This is a genomic window from Daejeonella sp. H1SJ63 (genome assembly GCF_029360775.1).
Taxonomy (GTDB): Bacteria; Bacteroidota; Bacteroidia; order Sphingobacteriales; family Sphingobacteriaceae; genus Daejeonella.
Genome location: NZ_JARKMZ010000035.1, coordinates 102,152 through 119,436, shown reverse-complemented (window position 1 = coordinate 119,436; position 17,285 = coordinate 102,152). Strand labels below are relative to the sequence as shown.

General features: G+C 43.4%; 12 protein-coding genes. 11 read left to right on the top strand and 1 reads right to left on the bottom strand.

All coding sequences use genetic code 11. From position 1 onward, the window contains the following. Positions 1 to 213: 213 nt before the first annotated feature. A complete protein-coding gene (locus P2W72_RS12630; RefSeq protein ID WP_276363101.1) occupies positions 214 to 837 on the bottom strand; it encodes a DUF4159 domain-containing protein in 624 nt (207 codons plus the stop codon). A 157-nt stretch (positions 838 to 994) separates the two neighbouring features. Between P2W72_RS12630 and P2W72_RS12625 the strand changes: the two genes are divergently transcribed. The 11 genes from P2W72_RS12625 (at position 995) to P2W72_RS12575 (ending at position 17,129) form a co-directional block, all read left to right on the top strand. After that, the gene (locus tag P2W72_RS12625; protein ID WP_276363098.1) at positions 995 to 1,993 is read left to right on the top strand and encodes a MoxR family ATPase; all 999 of its coding nucleotides are present in this window, start codon (positions 995 to 997) and stop codon (positions 1,991 to 1,993) included. Positions 1,994 to 2,052: 59 nt separating this feature from the next. Then, positions 2,053 to 2,940 carry a DUF58 domain-containing protein gene (locus P2W72_RS12620; RefSeq protein WP_276363095.1) on the top strand — a complete coding sequence of 296 codons (888 nt, stop codon included), beginning with the start codon at positions 2,053 to 2,055 and terminating at the stop codon, positions 2,938 to 2,940. Next, positions 2,941 to 4,455, top strand: a complete 1,515-nt coding sequence (locus tag P2W72_RS12615) for a BatA domain-containing protein (protein WP_276363093.1) — start codon at positions 2,941 to 2,943, stop codon at positions 4,453 to 4,455. It abuts the gene before it with no gap. 10 nt (positions 4,456 to 4,465) lie between these two features. Further along, positions 4,466 to 6,580 carry a hypothetical protein gene (locus tag P2W72_RS12610; protein ID WP_276363090.1) on the top strand — a complete coding sequence of 705 codons (2,115 nt, stop codon included), beginning with the start codon at positions 4,466 to 4,468 and terminating at the stop codon, positions 6,578 to 6,580. Position 6,581: 1 nt separating this feature from the next. Continuing rightward, positions 6,582 to 8,378, top strand: a complete 1,797-nt coding sequence (locus P2W72_RS12605; protein WP_276363087.1) for a hypothetical protein — start codon at positions 6,582 to 6,584, stop codon at positions 8,376 to 8,378. Positions 8,379 to 8,450: 72 nt separating this feature from the next. Beyond that, entirely contained in the window at positions 8,451 to 10,085 is a 1,635-nt protein-coding gene (locus P2W72_RS12600) for a TldD/PmbA family protein (RefSeq protein WP_276363084.1), read from the top strand. A 3-nt stretch (positions 10,086 to 10,088) separates the two neighbouring features. Then, the gene (locus P2W72_RS12595; protein WP_276363081.1) at positions 10,089 to 11,405 is read left to right on the top strand and encodes a TldD/PmbA family protein; all 1,317 of its coding nucleotides are present in this window, start codon (positions 10,089 to 10,091) and stop codon (positions 11,403 to 11,405) included. A gap of 40 nt (positions 11,406 to 11,445) precedes the next feature. After that, positions 11,446 to 13,080, top strand: coding sequence for a TldD/PmbA family protein (locus P2W72_RS12590; RefSeq protein ID WP_276363079.1), 1,635 nt, complete (start codon positions 11,446 to 11,448; stop codon positions 13,078 to 13,080). 88 nt (positions 13,081 to 13,168) lie between these two features. Then, a complete protein-coding gene (locus P2W72_RS12585; protein WP_276363077.1) occupies positions 13,169 to 14,803 on the top strand; it encodes a TldD/PmbA family protein in 1,635 nt (544 codons plus the stop codon). 10 nt (positions 14,804 to 14,813) lie between these two features. Further along, on the top strand, positions 14,814 to 16,148 hold the full coding sequence (locus P2W72_RS12580) for a TldD/PmbA family protein (protein ID WP_276363074.1): 1,335 nt from the start codon (positions 14,814 to 14,816) through the stop codon (positions 16,146 to 16,148). A 219-nt stretch (positions 16,149 to 16,367) separates the two neighbouring features. Continuing rightward, positions 16,368 to 17,129, top strand: a complete 762-nt coding sequence (locus P2W72_RS12575; RefSeq protein WP_276363071.1) for a hypothetical protein — start codon at positions 16,368 to 16,370, stop codon at positions 17,127 to 17,129. Positions 17,130 to 17,285 lie beyond the last annotated feature (156 nt).

Here is a 17,285-nt window from a genome sequence, read left to right as displayed (position 1 = left end):
AAAATAATTTGCAATATCAACCTAAATAGCTGATAAACAGTAACTTAAATCCTTAACTTAATGACATTGAGCGAAAGCTGGAACCTACATATACTTCCCTCCCTATTTGTCAGCGAAAGCTGGAATCTCCTCATCCCCCTCCCTAACAACGATCCCCACCCTATAGCTATCAGGTTGCTAATTTGCTAATTATCTCATTTGCTAATTTGCTAATTATACCCCCATCGCATACATAATAATATTCACACCAAACTTCGTATTATCCTCTGCATAGAAGCGTTTATTCCGGAAATCATAGTCCCATTCGCAGCCGTAATCCTTATTGCTGTACAGCACCCCGATCCGGCCGTTTATTTCAATTGCTTTTAAATAATCATGCACCAGATCATCACCCCAACCGTTCAACTCAAAGGAAGTAGTTGGAGGCCCCTTTTCAAATTTGAAAAAGGACCGGTAGATCTCATGACTATTGGGTATTTTCTTCAAAGCCGCAGGCCCGAATAAGGAACTCATTTGCGCTTCAAATGATTTTGCAAAAAGGCCGTCTATATCATGATTACAATCATCCACAAAAACGAAGCCCCCATTCTCCACATATTTCTTAAAATTGGTCCTCTCCTGCTGATTAAATTGAACCAGCTTATGTCCGCTGAGATAAGTAAACGGATATAAAAACAGCTCACTGCCAGCAAGATCCACAATTTTCTCTTCCTGATCAATTGGAATCGTAGTATACTCCACCAGCGAATTCAGCAAATTTGCAGGCATACGCTGATCAGTATCCCAGTTACCTGAACGATATTTTATTCTTGCAAATGTGAACCTTGAACTAAACATTCAACTAAATTATTGCTATAATTATTCCGAAATGAGTTTCAGAGACGATTTTATGTAAATTAGCTGATAGGCCAATAAAAATTCTCCTTCTTTCAGCCAATTTATTTTTAATTTTCCTAATCATTACAATCCGCTAACCAGCAATTATCATACAGAATTGGAAATTTCAGAGAGCAATATTAAAACAATCCTGGCTAAACTTCCCGGATTAAAAAAAGAGGTACAAAAAGTAATTATCGGGCAGGACCAGGTTTTGGAAGAGCTGATCATTGCTTTAATGGCAGGCGGGCATTGCTTACTGGAAGGAGTTCCCGGCCTTGCAAAAACATTGATGGTCAAAACACTTTCGCAGGCCCTTCACCTTTCATTCCGCAGAATACAGTTCACACCTGATCTGATGCCGACAGATATCATCGGCACTGAGATTCTGGAAGAAGACCATGCTACCGGAAAGCGCTTCTTTAAGTTTAACAAAGGCCCCCTGTTTGCAAATATTATTCTTGCCGACGAGATCAACCGGACACCCCCCAAAACACAATCGGCATTGCTTGAAGCCATGCAGGAATTTGAGGTAACCTATGGCGGTCAAACCTATCCCCTGAATCTTCCGTTTTTTATTCTGGCAACCCAAAATCCGATCGAGCAGGCAGGTACCTATCCATTACCGGAGGCACAGTTAGACCGTTTTCTTCTTTTCGTTAAGATCGGTTACCCTAGTGAGCAGGAAGAATATGGAATTCTGAGCAGCACAACGGGTTCAAAAACACAAACAGTAGAACCGGTTTTGACCGGAGAAGAGATCCGGCAAATCCAATCCCTGGTGCGGGATGTCAGCATTAGTGATGACCTTATAAACTATGTTGGAAAGCTGATTCGTACAAGCCGTCCAGATACGACGACTTCAGATTATGTAAAAGAATGGGTAAGATGGGGCGCCGGTCCGCGTGCCGGGCAGGCACTGATCCTGACGGCCAAAGCCAGAGCACTTTTAAAAGGGCGTTATGCCGTGATCATGGAAGACCTGCATGCCATGGCCTACCCTGTTTTAAGACACCGTATCCTGGTGAATTTTAAAGCCGAAGCTGAAAATGTGAGTACTGACCTGGTTACCGCCGAACTGATCAAATCAACAGAACGGCCCAGGGCTGATGTATAAAACTGAATTTCATAGAGATAAACATTCTCTGATTCGGGGTACCCTATAAAACCCATCTTATGAGCAAATTATTAGACCCGAAAGTCTTAATGGCTATTAAAGATTTGTCGCTGGCAGCAAAAACTGTTATCGATGGATTTATGACAGGTATTAATAAAAGTTCAATTAAAGGTCCCGGGCTCGAATTCAGCCAGTACCGAAGCTATCAGCCTGGTGATGACCTTCGCTGGCTGGACTGGAAAATGTACGGACGGTCTGACCGTTATTATATTCGTGAATCGGAGGTGGAAACCAGTATTTCGGTCAGGTTTCTCATTGATGCCAGCGGATCAATGAACCATGAAGACCGAGGAGTCAAAAAGATCGACTATGCCCGCTATCTGGCCGCTTCACTGGCTTACCTTGCAAATTTACAGGGAGATGCTATCGGCCTTTACGTTTTCAATGAGGATGGCCTATTTTCTTTGGCCGCCCGCCAGGATTTCCAGCACCTTTCAAGAATGTTCCATCAGCTTGAGGGAATCAAAGCCGGAGGAAAATTCACCAAAGCGATCAATTATAAAGACATTTATTCCGGTTCCCGAAAACGGGAACTGCTGGTATTTATCAGCGATCTTTATGAACAGAACGGAGAGATCTTCAATTTACTCGACACTCTTTCAGCATTAAAAAACGAGGTCATTGTTTTCCATCTGATGGGGAAAAACGAGATGGATCTGGATTATAAAGGCTACACGGCAGTTGAGGATCTCGAAACCGGTGAGACCCTTAAAATTGACGCAAATACTTCTAAAAAGGGCTACCAGGAAAACCTGGAAAAACATCTTTCCCAATTAAGAATGGAAATGCTCGACAGACAGATCAGTTACAGACTGATCAGTATGGATCAGCCTCTGGATCAGGCCCTGCGTGACTTTTTGAATCAACGTAATAAACTAAGATCTTAAATGTTCCAGATACTTAACCCCATATGGCTATTTGGAATAAGCGGAATAATAATTCCGCTGCTGATTCATTTATGGAATGTTAAAAAAGGAAAAACACTGAAAATTGGCAGTGTGAGTCTGCTCAATGAAAGTTCCAGGCAAAATGCCCGCAGCCTGCGCCTGCTTGACTTGCTTCTACTATTATTACGTTGCCTTCTGATCATCATTGTTTCAATATTACTGGCAGAACCTGTATGGATCAGTTCAAATACTGCCAATCAGGAGGGGGGCTGGATTTTGATCGAAAAAGACAATTTCACAGAAACCTATTCCCATTTTCAAAAGGAAATAGACTCGCTGAACAAGGCAGGTTATAATCTTCATTTATTTGAACCGGGATTTAAAGCAGCGGATATTAATAAACTCAAGGATTCCGAAACCATAAACGACAATATTGCCACTCAGCTTTCCTACTGGTCGCTTCTCAGGATGCTGGATCATGAAATCCCTGCCGGGCTCCGGGCATATATTTTCACACCAAACCGGCTTAATCGTTTCAAAGGTGAGCGCCCTGAAATTGTCACAAAACTTAACTGGAAAATTTATATTCCAAAAGATTCCAATGCTACATGGATAGAAGGTGCCTGGTTTACTAATGACTCCATCAGGGCAGTTATTGCCCAATCTGAACCAAAGGGCATCAAAAAGATTCCTGTAAATATTGATCCATCTAACAGAAAGGCAGAATTTGCCATAGATATTCAGGATGGCAATACGAGTCTTAGCTTTAAAAATGCTTCCTTATCAGAGCAAAAGCCTGTGCGCATCGATACTTCTGCAATCCGGATTGCTGTTTATACTGATCATTTCGAAAAAGATGCAGAATACCTGAACGCAGCAATCAGAGCAATCCAAAAATATACTGAAAAAAAGATCGAATTAAGTTCGGTCAATTCAGGAGCAATAAACGGTGATCAAAATATAATATTCTGGCTTTCTGAAAAAAAGCCCGCTGAATCTCAGATCAGGAACCTCAGGGCAGGTTCCTCCCTGTTTATTTATGAGAAGGGTAAAACAGAGGAAGTAAACAGCCTGATCAAATTGCCTGAACACTCATTGCAAAAAGAAGAAATCAAACTACGAAAAAGAGTAGCCATAGCTGAACCTTCAAAAAATAATTACACTGTCTGGGAGGACGGATTCGGGCAGCCATTACTGGATCTGGAAACCGTAAATAAGCTAAAGCTTTACCATTTTTATACCCGCTTTAACCCAGAATGGAACGGACTGGTCTGGAATGAGGATTTTGCAAAAATCCTGGTACCACTAATAATTCCAGAACTCCACAATTCGGTTTCTGATTCTTATGACAGCAGATCTATAACTGAATCATGGATTCTCCCTGCAAAGGCACAAATTAAATCAGGATCAGTACTAAAAAATGCTGAATCAGACCTTAAACATGTCTTCTGGATAAGTCTGATGCTTTTGTTTCTTGCCGAACGCTGGCTATCATTCAGAAAAAACGTAAACTGAGATGGGAAATATGGCGGGAAAACGATATATCAATAAAGTCAGGACGCTCTGGATCAGCTCATGGCTGCTTTCTTCGATTTTAATTGCCGCATCTATCGCTGTCCTGAACTTCTTTGTCTGGTCTGAATTTGCGCAGGTTTCTTTCTGGTGGATTCCGGGAATTTTGATTCCCCTTGCTATCGGATTAATCCTGAGATCAGGAATTTTGAATCTTAGCCTGAATGAAGTTACCCGGCTGCTGAACCAAAGCTATCCTCAGCTTGAAGAAAGTTCGGATCTGTTTCTAAAAGCAGAAAATACCCTCAACACACTTGAAAAACTTCAAATCAGGAAAATTGAAGCCGAATTAAGTACTGTTGAAACTCCCGCTTCAATCTATCGCCGCCTGAAGATCTCTGCCCTGATCTTTTTCGCTTCCCTGATCATTTCATTGATATTAAACAAGTTTGACCTGCTTAACAGAATCGACATCACTCAGATAGCAGGGAAAAGCTCAGATCTGCCTGAGCTAAAAGAAACCCTGCTCCCCGGCATCGAATCGGTCAGCCTGAAGATAAGTCCGCCGGCATACACCAAAAAATCATCAAGAACACAAAAACAATTTTCGGCAAGAGTAGAAGAAGGTTCTGTTATTAGCTGGGAAATTGAGACTAACCAGCCGGTTAATACCCCCGAATTCATTTTCAATGATAAGCAAAGCATCAGTCTCCGTGCCCTGAACAAGCAAAGGACAAGATGGGCATTCAATAAAAGAATAGACAGCTCCGGATTTTACCAGATGAAACTGGAGGGGAAACTTTCAGATTTCTATAAACTCGAAACGATAAAGGATCAGCCGGCAGTGATCAGGATCATTAGTCCGGCACAATACAGCAGCATCGACATCGGTGAACCAAAAAAGACCGCATTAAATGTTCAGATTAATGATGATTACGGGATTGAAGATGCATTTATTTCGGCAACCATAAGCCGTGGCAAAGGCGAGGGTGTACAGTTTAAAGATCAAAAAATCAGTCTCTCCGCATCATTTGACAGCGAACGGCAATATCAGTTTAAAAAAACGCTGAATCTTGAGGCTATGGGAATGGCTCCGGGCGATGAATTGTATTTTTTCATCAATGTAAAAGACAACCGGAAGCAGGAAAGCCGTTCAGATGTGTACATCATCACCATTCAGGATACGGTTCAGCTGATGAGCATGGATGGTATGCTTTCGGGCGTAAATCTGGTTCCGGAGTATTTCAGAAGCCAGCGACAGATCATTATAGATACCGAAAAACTGATCAAAGAAAAGCACCAGACCAATGAAACAGAGTTTAAGAACCGAAGTAATAACCTGGGCATTGACCAAAAACTTTTGCGCCTGCGTTATGGCAAATTTCTTGGCGAAGAAACAGATGAAGAGATTGGTGAGGAACATGATGATCATACAGAAAATGAGGCCATAGACTTTGGCAATGCCGAAAAAATGCTGGACGGTTATGCCCATAAACATGATATCGCTGAGGATGCCACCTTCTTCGAACCTGAACTGAAAGCTCAGCTCAAAGCTACTCTTGCTGAGATGTGGAAGGCTGAATTACGATTGCGAACCTATAAGCCTGAAGAGGCGCTGACCTTTGAATATAAAGCCCTTCGCCTGCTGAAAGATCTGCAGCAAAAATCGAGGGTTTATGTCGCCAAAACAGCATTCAAAGCCCCTCAAATTAAGGCAGAAAAACGACTAAGCGGCGAACTCGACAAAATTATCCGGCCTTTAAATGAGCGAAAATCAGATAAAAGCGAAAACCGGGAAAGATCTCTGAAAAAAGCTACAGCAGTGCTTGCACGTTTGAAAAATGGCGACAGACTGAGCTCTGAGGAAAGTACAGTCCTGCAGGATTCAGGCACTTTACTGGCCGAAAAGGCCTCTGCAAAACCGGCAGAATTTCTGAGTGCGCTGACTGCCTTAAGGAGAATCATGAATACCGGCAGCAAAGCTAAATTAACAGATATTCTTAGTGTTGAAGCTGCCTATCAGAAAATGATAAGGGATGAGATGAAAGTGCCGCAGGCAAAGAATATCGGACCGGGATCGGCACTTTCTAAAGAGTATTTCAATAATTTAAACCGGAGCAGGCCATAATATGGAGAACAGCTATATCATCATATCAGCACTTGTTCTGCTTGGATTTCTTATCCTGAAAGAAATACAGCGAAAGAATAAGGCCAACCTGATCCTCAGGATTACTGCCAGTTGTCTTGCAGCTATTGCACTGATTTTCATCGCAATACCCATCACTTATCAAAAAAAAGGAGAGCTAAAAGAAGAAAATACCGCCATTTTAATCACAGACGGATTTCAAAAAGACAGTCTTGACAGATTCAAGGGCTTACCTGCATTTACTACTGATCCCAAAATAGCTAATAAGGTCAAATCTTTGAAACTGATACCGGATTTGGCCGGTTTTCTGACTACAAATCAGCAATTTTCTAAATTTCACGTTCTGGGTTACGGCCTTGAGGATCAGGAATTGGAAGTAATAAAGGATAAGAGTCTGATTTTCCATCCTTCTCCCCTGCCTTCAGGAGTGCAGTCTGTTCATTGGAACATGACTATACATTCAGGAGAGCAGCTTATGGTGAGTGGGAGTTATCTGAACACCGCTGATAAACCGGTAAAACTCATACTGAAAGGTTTGGGAACGAATCTGGATTCAGTGAGCATTTCCGCCGGCAAGTCTGAGAATTTTCAGCTAAAAACCATTCCAAAGCACCTGGATAAGGCGGTTTATGCTCTGATTGGCATTGCTGCAGAAGACAGTATCCTGAATGAAAAAGTACCTGTGTTTGTACAAGCTCAGGATCCGTTGAATATTCTCATTCTATCCTCATCTCCTGATTTCGAAAATAAATTCCTGAAGAACTGGCTGTTTCAAAATCGATATTCTATTGCTGTTCGTTCAGCAATCAGCAAAAATAAATTCAGTACCGAATTTTTGAATAGTACAAGGATCAATCTGGATCGCATTACGCCCTCTGTTCTTGAAAATTTCGATGTACTGATCAGTGATCCGGATGAATTATCGGCCCTGAGCCGGGCGGAGAACCAGGCCATACAGAATCAGCTGAACAATGGCATGGGACTCATCATGATCGCTGACAGCATCAGTAAGGGCCAGGAATTTTTCAAAGGATTTTTCGAAACCAGTGCCTTAGCTCGGGCAGATAAAAAAACCATCAGTCTGCACTGGGATGATTACAGTACAAAAAAAATGGCCTTAGTCTCTTCAGGCTCATTCAGAATACTTCCAAAAGAAGGGAATCAGGCCCTGGTAAGGGACGATAAAGCTAACATTATGGTAAGCAGCAAATTATACGGCAGAGGCAAAATCCTGCTCAGCAGTATTAATGATACCTATACCTGGATACTTGGGAATGATCTCAAGTCCTACTCTTCCTACTGGTCAAAGCTTATCGGGGAAGTTGCGAGGATGAAAGAATTAAATTCAGTTTGGGCATTAAAAGATCCTTTACCGGTGCTTAATGAGGAAACATCAATCATTATTGAAACCGGTTCTGATTCCATTCCTGTCGCCAGCTCAGAGGGTGACTTGTTAAAATTCGCTCAGGATCCGGTTCTGGGATTCCAATGGACAGCCCCCTTCTGGCCACAAAAAAGTGGCTGGAATTTACTTGAGATCGGGAATCCTCCAGATTTAAGTCAAAGCTGGTTTTATGTCTTTAATAAAAATGACTGGGCATTAGTGCAGGCAGGAGAAAAAATAAAAAATACCACAAAAGTGGCAGGAAAGGCTTTTTCGGAAAGCTATGAGCAAAATATTCCAGAAAGATATTACCAGAAAACAGTCCCGTCCATTTATTTTTTCATATTATTTATACTTTGTTGCACATATTTATGGCTTGAAGCAAAAATGTTTTAACTTCAATTTATAAAACCATCCCGGATCTGGTCCGGGGCAACTCTACTAACCAATTAACAGGAGGATAACGTATTGAAAAGAAGTGAATTTCTCTACCTGAGTGGAATGGGGGCCGGTGCATTCATGCTTCCGGGACTATCTGTCTTGGGTAATTCCATTGATCCATTGCAGGCACTGGATGGAATGGATGTCGGGCTTAAAAAAGCATTGGCCGATGTGGCGCTGAACGCTGCACGCTCAAAGGGTGCAAGTTATGCTGACATCCGCATTGGCCGATATTTAAACCAGTTCGTTGCTACACGTGAAAACCGGGTGCAGGGCGTGGCTAATACCGAGTCGTTCGGAGTAGGAATCCGCGTTATTGCTGATGGCTGCTGGGGCTTTGCCTCATCAAACAATGTCGAAAAGGAAAATATTGCCAAACTCGCCGAAAGGGCTGTGGCAGTTGCAAAAGCTAATGCCAAAATTCAGGGAGAACCGGTAAAGCTTGCCCCGCAAAAGGGTTATGGTGAGGTAAGCTGGAAATCTCCGATAGAACGGAATGCTTTTGAAGTTCCGGTAAAGGAAAAAGTAGACCTTCTTCTTAACACCAATGCCATTGCCATGCAGGGCGGTGCCAGTTTTGTCAATTCGGTGATTTTTGCAGTAAATGAGCAGAAATATTTTGCCTCTACAGACGGTTCCTATATCGATCAGGATATCCACAGGATCTACCCGAACTTTACAGTGACTAAAATCGACCGCAGCAGCGGTAAGTTCGATACTATCCGCTCATTAAGTACCCCGATGGGCATGGGTTATGAGTATCTTGAACCTAAAGAAAGTAGTAAGGTCAAAGGAATCGTAACACGTTACAAAGACCGTTACGACATACTTGAAGATGTGAAAGCGGCCACAGCAAATGTGGATGAGAAAATGAAGGCCAAATCGGTTGAACCCGGCAAGTACGACATGGTTCTCGATCCATCCCACCTCTGGTTAACTATTCATGAATCTGTAGGTCATCCTACTGAACTGGACAGGGTACTGGGATATGAAGCCAATTATGCCGGGACCAGTTTCCTGAGCCTGGAAAGACTGAATTCTAAAAAATTCAACTTCGGAAATAAGCTGGTGAATGTTGTTGCAGATAAGACTCAGAAAGGTTCTTTGGGTGCTGTAGGTTATGATGACGAGGGTGTAGCATGCAAAAAATGGGATATTGTGAAGGATGGCATCCTGGTCAACTTCCAGGCTACCCGTGATCAGGCACATATGATCGGATTAAATGAATCACAAGGCTGCTCCTATGCCCAAAGCTGGCAGGATGTTCAGTTCCAGCGGATGCCAAACATTTCCCTGCAGCCCGGTAAAGAAAAATTAAGTGTTGACGACATGATCAAAAATGTAGAAAAAGGCATTTATATCATCGGCGACGGATCTTTTTCAATCGATCAGCAGCGTTATAATTTTCAGTTCGGCGGACAAATGTTCTACGAGATCAAAGAAGGTAAGATCGTTGGAATGCTTAAGGATGTTGCTTATCAGTCGAATACCCAGGAATTCTGGAATGCCTGCGGTGCAGTATGTGATGAAAGCGATTATCGCCTTGGTGGTGCATTTAATGATGGCAAGGGACAGCCAAGCCAGTCGAATGCCGTTTCTCACGGCAGTTCAACAACACGATTTAACGGAGTAAATGTTATAAACACAGCAAGAAAAATATAAGATATGGGCATATTAAGTAAAGAAGAAGCTCAGGCAATTCTAAAAAAAGCATTAAGCTTTTCGAAAGCAGATGAGTGTGAAGTTAGCCTGGACGGCAGCGAGGGGGGTAACATCCGCTATGCACGTAATGCGGTTTCAACTGCAGGTGATATGAGCTCAATGGACCTGGCGATCAGTTCCACATTCGGCAAAAAAACAGGGTCAGCAACCATCAATGAATTTGATGATGCCTCCCTTGAAAAGGTAGTCAGAAGGTCGGAAGAACTGGCCCAGCTGGCACCACCTAACCCCGAATACGTTTCCCTCGAAGGACCAAAAACATTTGCTGAATCGATCACCTACAATTCAGCAACAGCGGCAGTCAATCCTGATATCAGGGCTGAGGCTGTCAGAAAAAGTCTGGAGGTAGCAAAAGCAGCAAATCTTGAAGCAGCGGGCTTCCTTGAGAATACCACGAGCTTCCGTGCGATCATGAATTCCAAAGGGCTCTTTGCCTATAATAAGGATACAGATGTTTCATTTTCTGTAACCACCAGAAATCAGGCAGGCACAGGTTCGGGTTATGTCAGTAACAGTTTTAATGATGTCAGGAAACTGGATACACTGGCACTGACTAAAATTGCTGCAGGCAAAGCCAATGGCTCTGCCGGTGCAAGGGCAATAGAACCCGGGAAATATACTGTCATTCTGGAACCGCTTGCGGCCAGTGACATGCTTTCCAACCTGGTGAGGGGTTTTGACGCCCGTGGCGCCGAAGAAGGCAGAAGCTTTATGAGCAAGAAGGGCGGAGGAACACGTTTGGGTGAGCAGCTGTTCAATGAGCAGGTAAATATTTATTCAGATCCGTTTAACCCGGATCTTCCTTCTGCAACATGGAATGATGACGGGCTTCCCGTTGAGAGAACCAGCTGGGTAGAAAAAGGTGTCGTCAAAAACCTGAGCTATTCACGTTTCTGGGCACAAAAAAAAGGCGTAAAGCCACTTCCGGGTGCAGGTAGAATCATTATGGAAGGTGGTTCTGCATCGTTGGAAGAGCTGATCAAAAGCACTGAAAAAGGAATTCTTGTAACCCGTTTTTGGTATATCCGAAGCGTAGATCCTCAAACATTACTTTTAACAGGACTTACACGTGACGGTACTTTCTATATTGAAAATGGAAAAATTATGTTCCCGATCAAAAACTTCAGGTTTAATGAGAGTCCGATCATTATGCTGAATAATGTAGAGGCTCTGGGTAAGGCTGAACGAAATGGTAGTATGATTGTTCCGCCGATGAAAATCAGGGACTTTACTTTCTCATCTCTTTCTGACGCTGTCTAAAATTATAACGGCATTAACCCATGATTAAAAAATTATCGTTATGAGAAGAAGAGATTTTCTATATGTATCAGGGATTGGACTTGGTGCATCCATGCTGCAATCGGTACCGGTCATTGGCCGGGATATTGCCATGGAAGAAGCATTGATCCCTGTTGATACAGCCCTGAAAAAGCGGCTTGCTGATGTGGCATTGAATGCTGCGCGTTCAAAAGGAGCAACTTATGCAGATGTCAGGATCGGAAGATACCTGAACCAGTTTCTGACCACCCGCGAAAACCGGGTTGAAAACATCAGCAATACCGAATCCTATGGTATGGGTATCCGTGTCATTGCAAATGGAAGCTGGGGTTTTGCCTCGATTGATCAGTTAACCGAAGATAATATTGCCCGTGCTGCAGCAACGGCAGTTCAGATCGCCAAAGTGAATTCAAAGCTGCTGACCGAGCCTGTAAAACTTGCCTCCCAAAGAGGCTATGGCGAAGTCAGCTGGAAAACTCCGATTGAGAAGAATGCATTTGAGATCCCGATCAAAGAGAAAACTGAACTTCTGTTGGCAGTGAATGATGCAGCCATGAAAGGTGGTGCCAATTACATCAATTCATCTTTATTCCTTGTAAATGAGCAAAAGTACTTTGCTTCCACTGAAGGTTCCTATATCGATCAGGATGTGCACCGGCTCTGGCCAACCTTCACAGTGACTAAAATAGATCCGAAATCGGGGAAATTTGAGACCAGGAATTCACTTAGTTCTCCAATGGGTATGGGTTATGAATACCTGATCCCGAAGAAGGAAGAAGAGATTGACGGATTATTTACGATCTACAAAAATCGCTACAATATGCTGGAGGATGTGACCACCGCAACCCGGCATGTTGATGAAAAACTGAGATCCAAACCTGTAGAAGCCGGAAAATATGATCTGGTGATCGATCCCACTAATTTGTTCCTGACCATACACGAATCAGTAGGTCATCCTTCAGAACTCGACCGTGTTTTGGGTTACGAAGCCAATTATGCAGGAACAAGTTTCTTGACCCTGGATAAATGGGAAAGCAAGAAATTCAAGTTTGGAAGCGATATTGTCAATTTTGAAGCCGATAAAACTCAGAAAGGTTCACTAGCGGCTGTTGGCTACGATGATGAGGGTGTAAAATGCAAGAACTGGGATATTATTAAGGATGGTATACTTGTTAATTACCAGACCATCCGCGATCAGGCACATATTTTAGGCCTGCCCGAATCACAGGGCTGCTGCTATGCCGACAGCTGGAGCAGCGTACAATTCCAGCGCATGCCAAATGTCTCTCTGAAACCTGGAAAAGCAGCTCTCAGTCCGGCGGATATGATCAAAAACGTGGAGAAAGGAATTTATATTTTCGGACGTAACTCTTACTCAATTGATCAACAGCGATATAACTTCCAGTTCAGCGGACAACTTTGCTTTGAGATCAAAGACGGCAAGATCGGCGGATTATTAAAGGACGTAGCCTACCAGGCCAATACCCAGGAATTCTGGAATGCATGTTCAGCCATTTGCGATGAGAAAGATTATCGCACCGGCGGATCCTTTTTCGATGGGAAAGGCCAGCCAAGTCAGGTGAGTGCAGTATCGCATGGTTGTTCTACAACTTTGTTTAAAGGGGTAAATGTGATTAATACGGGGAGGAAAATTTAAACTTAATTGAGAGTTGATAATTGAAAATTGATAATTGCTCTGACGGTGTCTTTACCCTCAAAGCGGTATTCCTGAACTAACCAATTAGATGAAAAGAAGAGATTTTATTTACCTGACGGGCATGGGCGCTTCTGCAGCCATGATGCCCTCAATTCCGGTATGGGGCAAGGATGTGCCTCTGGATACTGCATTGGACCGGATCGATCCGGCATTGAAGAAACGGATGGCCGATATCGCACTGAATGCCGCCAAATCACGCGGTGCAACCTATACCGATGTCCGCATTGGGCGATATTTAAACCAGTTCGTAGTAACCCGCGAAGACAAGGTACAAAACATTGTCAACACCGAAAGCTATGGTATGGGTGTCAGGGTAATTGCCAATGGCAGCTGGGGTTTTGCCGCAACTGATAAAATGGATACCGACAGTATTGCCAAAGCAGCAGAACTTGCTGTTGCCATCGCCAAAGAGAACTCCCGATTACTGACAGAACCTGTTCAACTAGCCCCACAAAAGGGTTATGGAGAAGTAAGCTGGAAAGCACCGATAGAAAAGAATGCCTTTGAAGTTCCGATGAAGGAAAAGGTAGATCTTTTGCTTTCAGTGAACGATGCCGCATTGAAAGGCGGAGCGAATTATGCTAATTCAATCCTCTTTTTAGTAAACGAACAAAAATATTTTGCCTCTACTGATGGTTCCTATATCGATCAGGATGTGCACCGGATCTGGCCCACGTTCTTCCTGACAAAAATTGATGCGAAATCAGGCAAATTCGAAACCCGAAATGCCTTGAGTGCACCAATGGGAATGGGTTATGAATATCTTCAGGCTGGTCCGGAGCATAAAATAAAGGGAATTACCACCCTGTACAAAGGCCGCTACGATATGCTGGAAGATGCTAAATCGGCAGCAGAGCAGGTGGGACAAAAAATCACAGCCAAATCGGTTGAAGCCGGTAAATACGACCTGGTTCTGGATCCTTCACACCTTTGGTTAACAATCCATGAATCTTCAGGGCACCCAACAGAGCTGGATCGTGTACTGGGTTACGAAGCAAATTTCGCAGGAACCAGCTTCCTTACCTTGGATAAGTGGCAATCAAAGAACTTCAAATACGGCAGTGAACTGGTCAATATCCAGGGTGATAAAACACAGCCGGGATCTCTGGGCGCTGTAGGTTATGACGATGAGGGTGTAGGCACCAAAAAATGGGATATCATTAAAGATGGTGTACTGGTGAATTACCAGGCGATCCGCGATCAGGCACATATTGTTGGCTTAAATGAATCGCAGGGATGTTGCTATGCCGATAACTGGAGCAGTGTTCAGTTCCAGCGTATGCCTAATGTATCCCTGATGCCAGGTAAACAGAAGAAAAGTATTGATGATCTGATTAAAAACGTCGAAAAAGGGATTTACATCATTGGTGATGGCTCATTCTCCATCGACCAGCAGCGTTATAATTTCCAGTTTGGCGGACAGCTTTATTACGAAATTAAGGAAGGTAAAATTGCCGGAATGCTTAAGGATGTTGCTTATCAGGCCAACACCCAGGAGTTCTGGAACGCCTGCAGTGATATGTGCGATGAAAGCGATTATCGACTTGGCGGTTCATTCTTTGATGGAAAGGGACAACCCATGCAAACCAGTGCGGTATCGCATGGTTGTGCCACCACACGTTTTAACGGAGTTAATGTAATTAATACAGCTAGAAAAATCTGAGGATAAGATCATGTCAATACTAAGTAAAGAAGAGGCACAGGCTTTATTAAAGAAAGTGCTCAGCTATTCCAAAGCAGATGAATGTGAGGTAAACCTCAATGGTTCTGATGCCGGAAATATACGTTATGCCCGCAATTCGGTTTCTACAAGCGGAGGAATCAGCCAGAATACCCTGGTCGTATCCTCGGCTTTCGGAAAAAAACTGGGGGTAGCCACCATCAATGAGTTTGATGATGAATCCCTGAAAAAAGTAGTTCAAAGGGCTGAAGAAACAGCAATGCTTGCGCCTGAAAATCCGGAATTTGTATCATTTCTGGGTCCGCAAACCTATCCCGCATCCCCAACATTTGTACAGTCTACCGCAAACATGGGTCCGAAAGAACGCGCAGATGCTGTCGCAGCAAGTTTGCAGATCTCAAAGGATAATAAACTTAATGCTGCAGGATTCCTGGAGAACAATACCTCCTATGCGGCGATGATGAATTCAAAAGGTTTGTTTGCCTATAATACCTCCACCGGGGTCAGTTTCAATGTGACCTTGCGCACAGAAGATGGAAAAGGTTCAGGCTATGCCACCAAATCTTACAATGATTTCAGCAAGCTGGATGTAAAGGGGGCAACTGCCTCAGCGGCTACTAAAGCTGCCAGTTCTGCCTCTGCCAGGGCCCTTGAACCGGGTAAATACACCGTAATTCTGGAACCTGCTGCCGCGCTGGTTTTGCTGGAAAACCTGTTCTTTGGTATGGATGGCCGTCAGGCGGATGAAGGAAGAAGTTTTATGAGCAAACCCGGTGGACTGACCAAACTGGGAGAAAAACTCGTCGACGAACGTGTAAATATTTACTCAGATCCATTTCATCCTGAACTACCGACCAGCACCTGGAGCGGTGATGGAAGACCGCAGGAAAAAATAAACTGGATTGAGAACGGTGTGATGAAAAACCTTTTCTATTCGCGCTATTGGGCACAAAAGAAGGGCATAAAGGCTACTCCAGCTCCTGATGCAGTGATCATGGCCGGAACAGATCAATCGTTGGAAGACCTGATTAAAGGCACAGAAAAGGGTATTTTGGTTACGCGTTTATGGTATATCCGCAGTGTGGATCCTCAAACAGTTCTGCTTACCGGACTAACCCGCGATGGTACTTTTTACATCGAGAATGGCGAGATCAAATTCCCGGTGAAGAACTTCAGGTTCAATGAAAGTCCGATCATTATGCTCAACAACCTGGAAGCTTTGGGTAAACCTGAACGTACAGTAAGTGGTGAATCGAATACCAATGCATTGATACCGCCGATGAAGATCAGGGACTTTACGTTCTCTTCTCTCTCTGATGCAGTATAACTAATACCTGCAATAAGATTCTATGTTCCTGGTCCTGTGGTTGGTGTTCTCACCGAGCACAGGACCTTAATTTCGCTATATCAGCTCTCAGGTGGCTAGTGTTATATTGGTTGGTGATCACACCAACCAAAGGGCAAATTAAATAGCAATAAGCATTTTCCCGCATTGAATTTCCAAGTATTTTTGCAGTATTTTAGTAAAAAAAATACGTAAATAAATATGTCTGATACAAAAATTTTTGAACCTGGATCATATCGTTATCTTCGGGGTGTAAGGCAGTATTCTGCGGGTATAACAGCACTGGATGGTTATAGATTAGAACGTGTACGATTCAGTCGGCCGCTGCCATTAACAGAGGGCTTCTCACGCATCCAACAACATCTCGAAACTTTAGGTCGTCCGCTCGCTGCATTTGGAGCCTGCGAGTTACGTTCGCCAGAGCCATTTACTGAACAAGGCTTTGTTGAATTTAATAACATTTATATAGAAACCTTAAAAGCGTGGGGTATTTACGAAGAAGGTGGTGACAATCCTGTAGCTCGCTCAAATGTCATTCCAGAGTTGAATAAACCATTAAGTCCGAGTATTCATGCTTTTTCTTACACAATGCCTGATGCTAAGGCAAAACCCTCTTTTGTAATCGCTGGTAGTGCTGAAGCTCCAGAGGGTATGAGTGATTATCGTACTCACAGTATTAGTCTTGGTGACATATCCCAGGAGGGTCTAATGAAAAAGGGACGCTGGGTGCTTAATGAGATGGAACGTCGAATGGCTGGTCTTGGCTTTACCTGGGCAGATTCTACGGCAACCCAGTTGTACACTATCCATAACATTCACCACGTAATGGTGAACGAAATTGTAAAACGTGGCGCAGCATTAAGTGGTATTGACTGGCATTACAATCGGCCTCCAGTCCAGGATTTAGAGTTTGAAATGGACTGTCGCGGAGTTTATGTTGAAAACGTTATAGATACAAGGTAGTCCAATTTTCCTGTGGTCGGTGTTCACACCGACCACTTAAATCCTTACCACGACTACCCTAATTTCACTATCTTAGCTTTCAGGTGGTTGGTAAAAGATTGATTAGTGATAACACCAACCAAAGGGCAACCACAGGGTCCAGGTGAACCACAGGTA

What these genes read in the sequence shown, in the direction of transcription:
- P2W72_RS12610 (WP_276363090.1), top strand. Translation starts at nt 4,466, where the DNA reads ATGGCGGGAAAACGATATATCAATAAAGTCAGGACGCTCTGGATCAGC.
- P2W72_RS12615 (WP_276363093.1), top strand. Translation starts at nt 2,941, where the DNA reads ATGTTCCAGATACTTAACCCCATATGGCTATTTGGAATAAGCGGAATA.
- P2W72_RS12620 (WP_276363095.1), top strand. Translation starts at nt 2,053, where the DNA reads ATGAGCAAATTATTAGACCCGAAAGTCTTAATGGCTATTAAAGATTTG.
- P2W72_RS12580 (WP_276363074.1), top strand. Translation starts at nt 14,814, where the DNA reads ATGTCAATACTAAGTAAAGAAGAGGCACAGGCTTTATTAAAGAAAGTG.
- P2W72_RS12595 (WP_276363081.1), top strand. Translation starts at nt 10,089, where the DNA reads ATGGGCATATTAAGTAAAGAAGAAGCTCAGGCAATTCTAAAAAAAGCA.
- P2W72_RS12630 (WP_276363101.1), bottom strand. Translation starts at nt 837, where the DNA reads ATGTTTAGTTCAAGGTTCACATTTGCAAGAATAAAATATCGTTCAGGT.
- P2W72_RS12575 (WP_276363071.1), top strand. Translation starts at nt 16,368, where the DNA reads ATGTCTGATACAAAAATTTTTGAACCTGGATCATATCGTTATCTTCGG.
- P2W72_RS12590 (WP_276363079.1), top strand. Translation starts at nt 11,446, where the DNA reads ATGAGAAGAAGAGATTTTCTATATGTATCAGGGATTGGACTTGGTGCA.
- P2W72_RS12585 (WP_276363077.1), top strand. Translation starts at nt 13,169, where the DNA reads ATGAAAAGAAGAGATTTTATTTACCTGACGGGCATGGGCGCTTCTGCA.
- P2W72_RS12605 (WP_276363087.1), top strand. Translation starts at nt 6,582, where the DNA reads ATGGAGAACAGCTATATCATCATATCAGCACTTGTTCTGCTTGGATTT.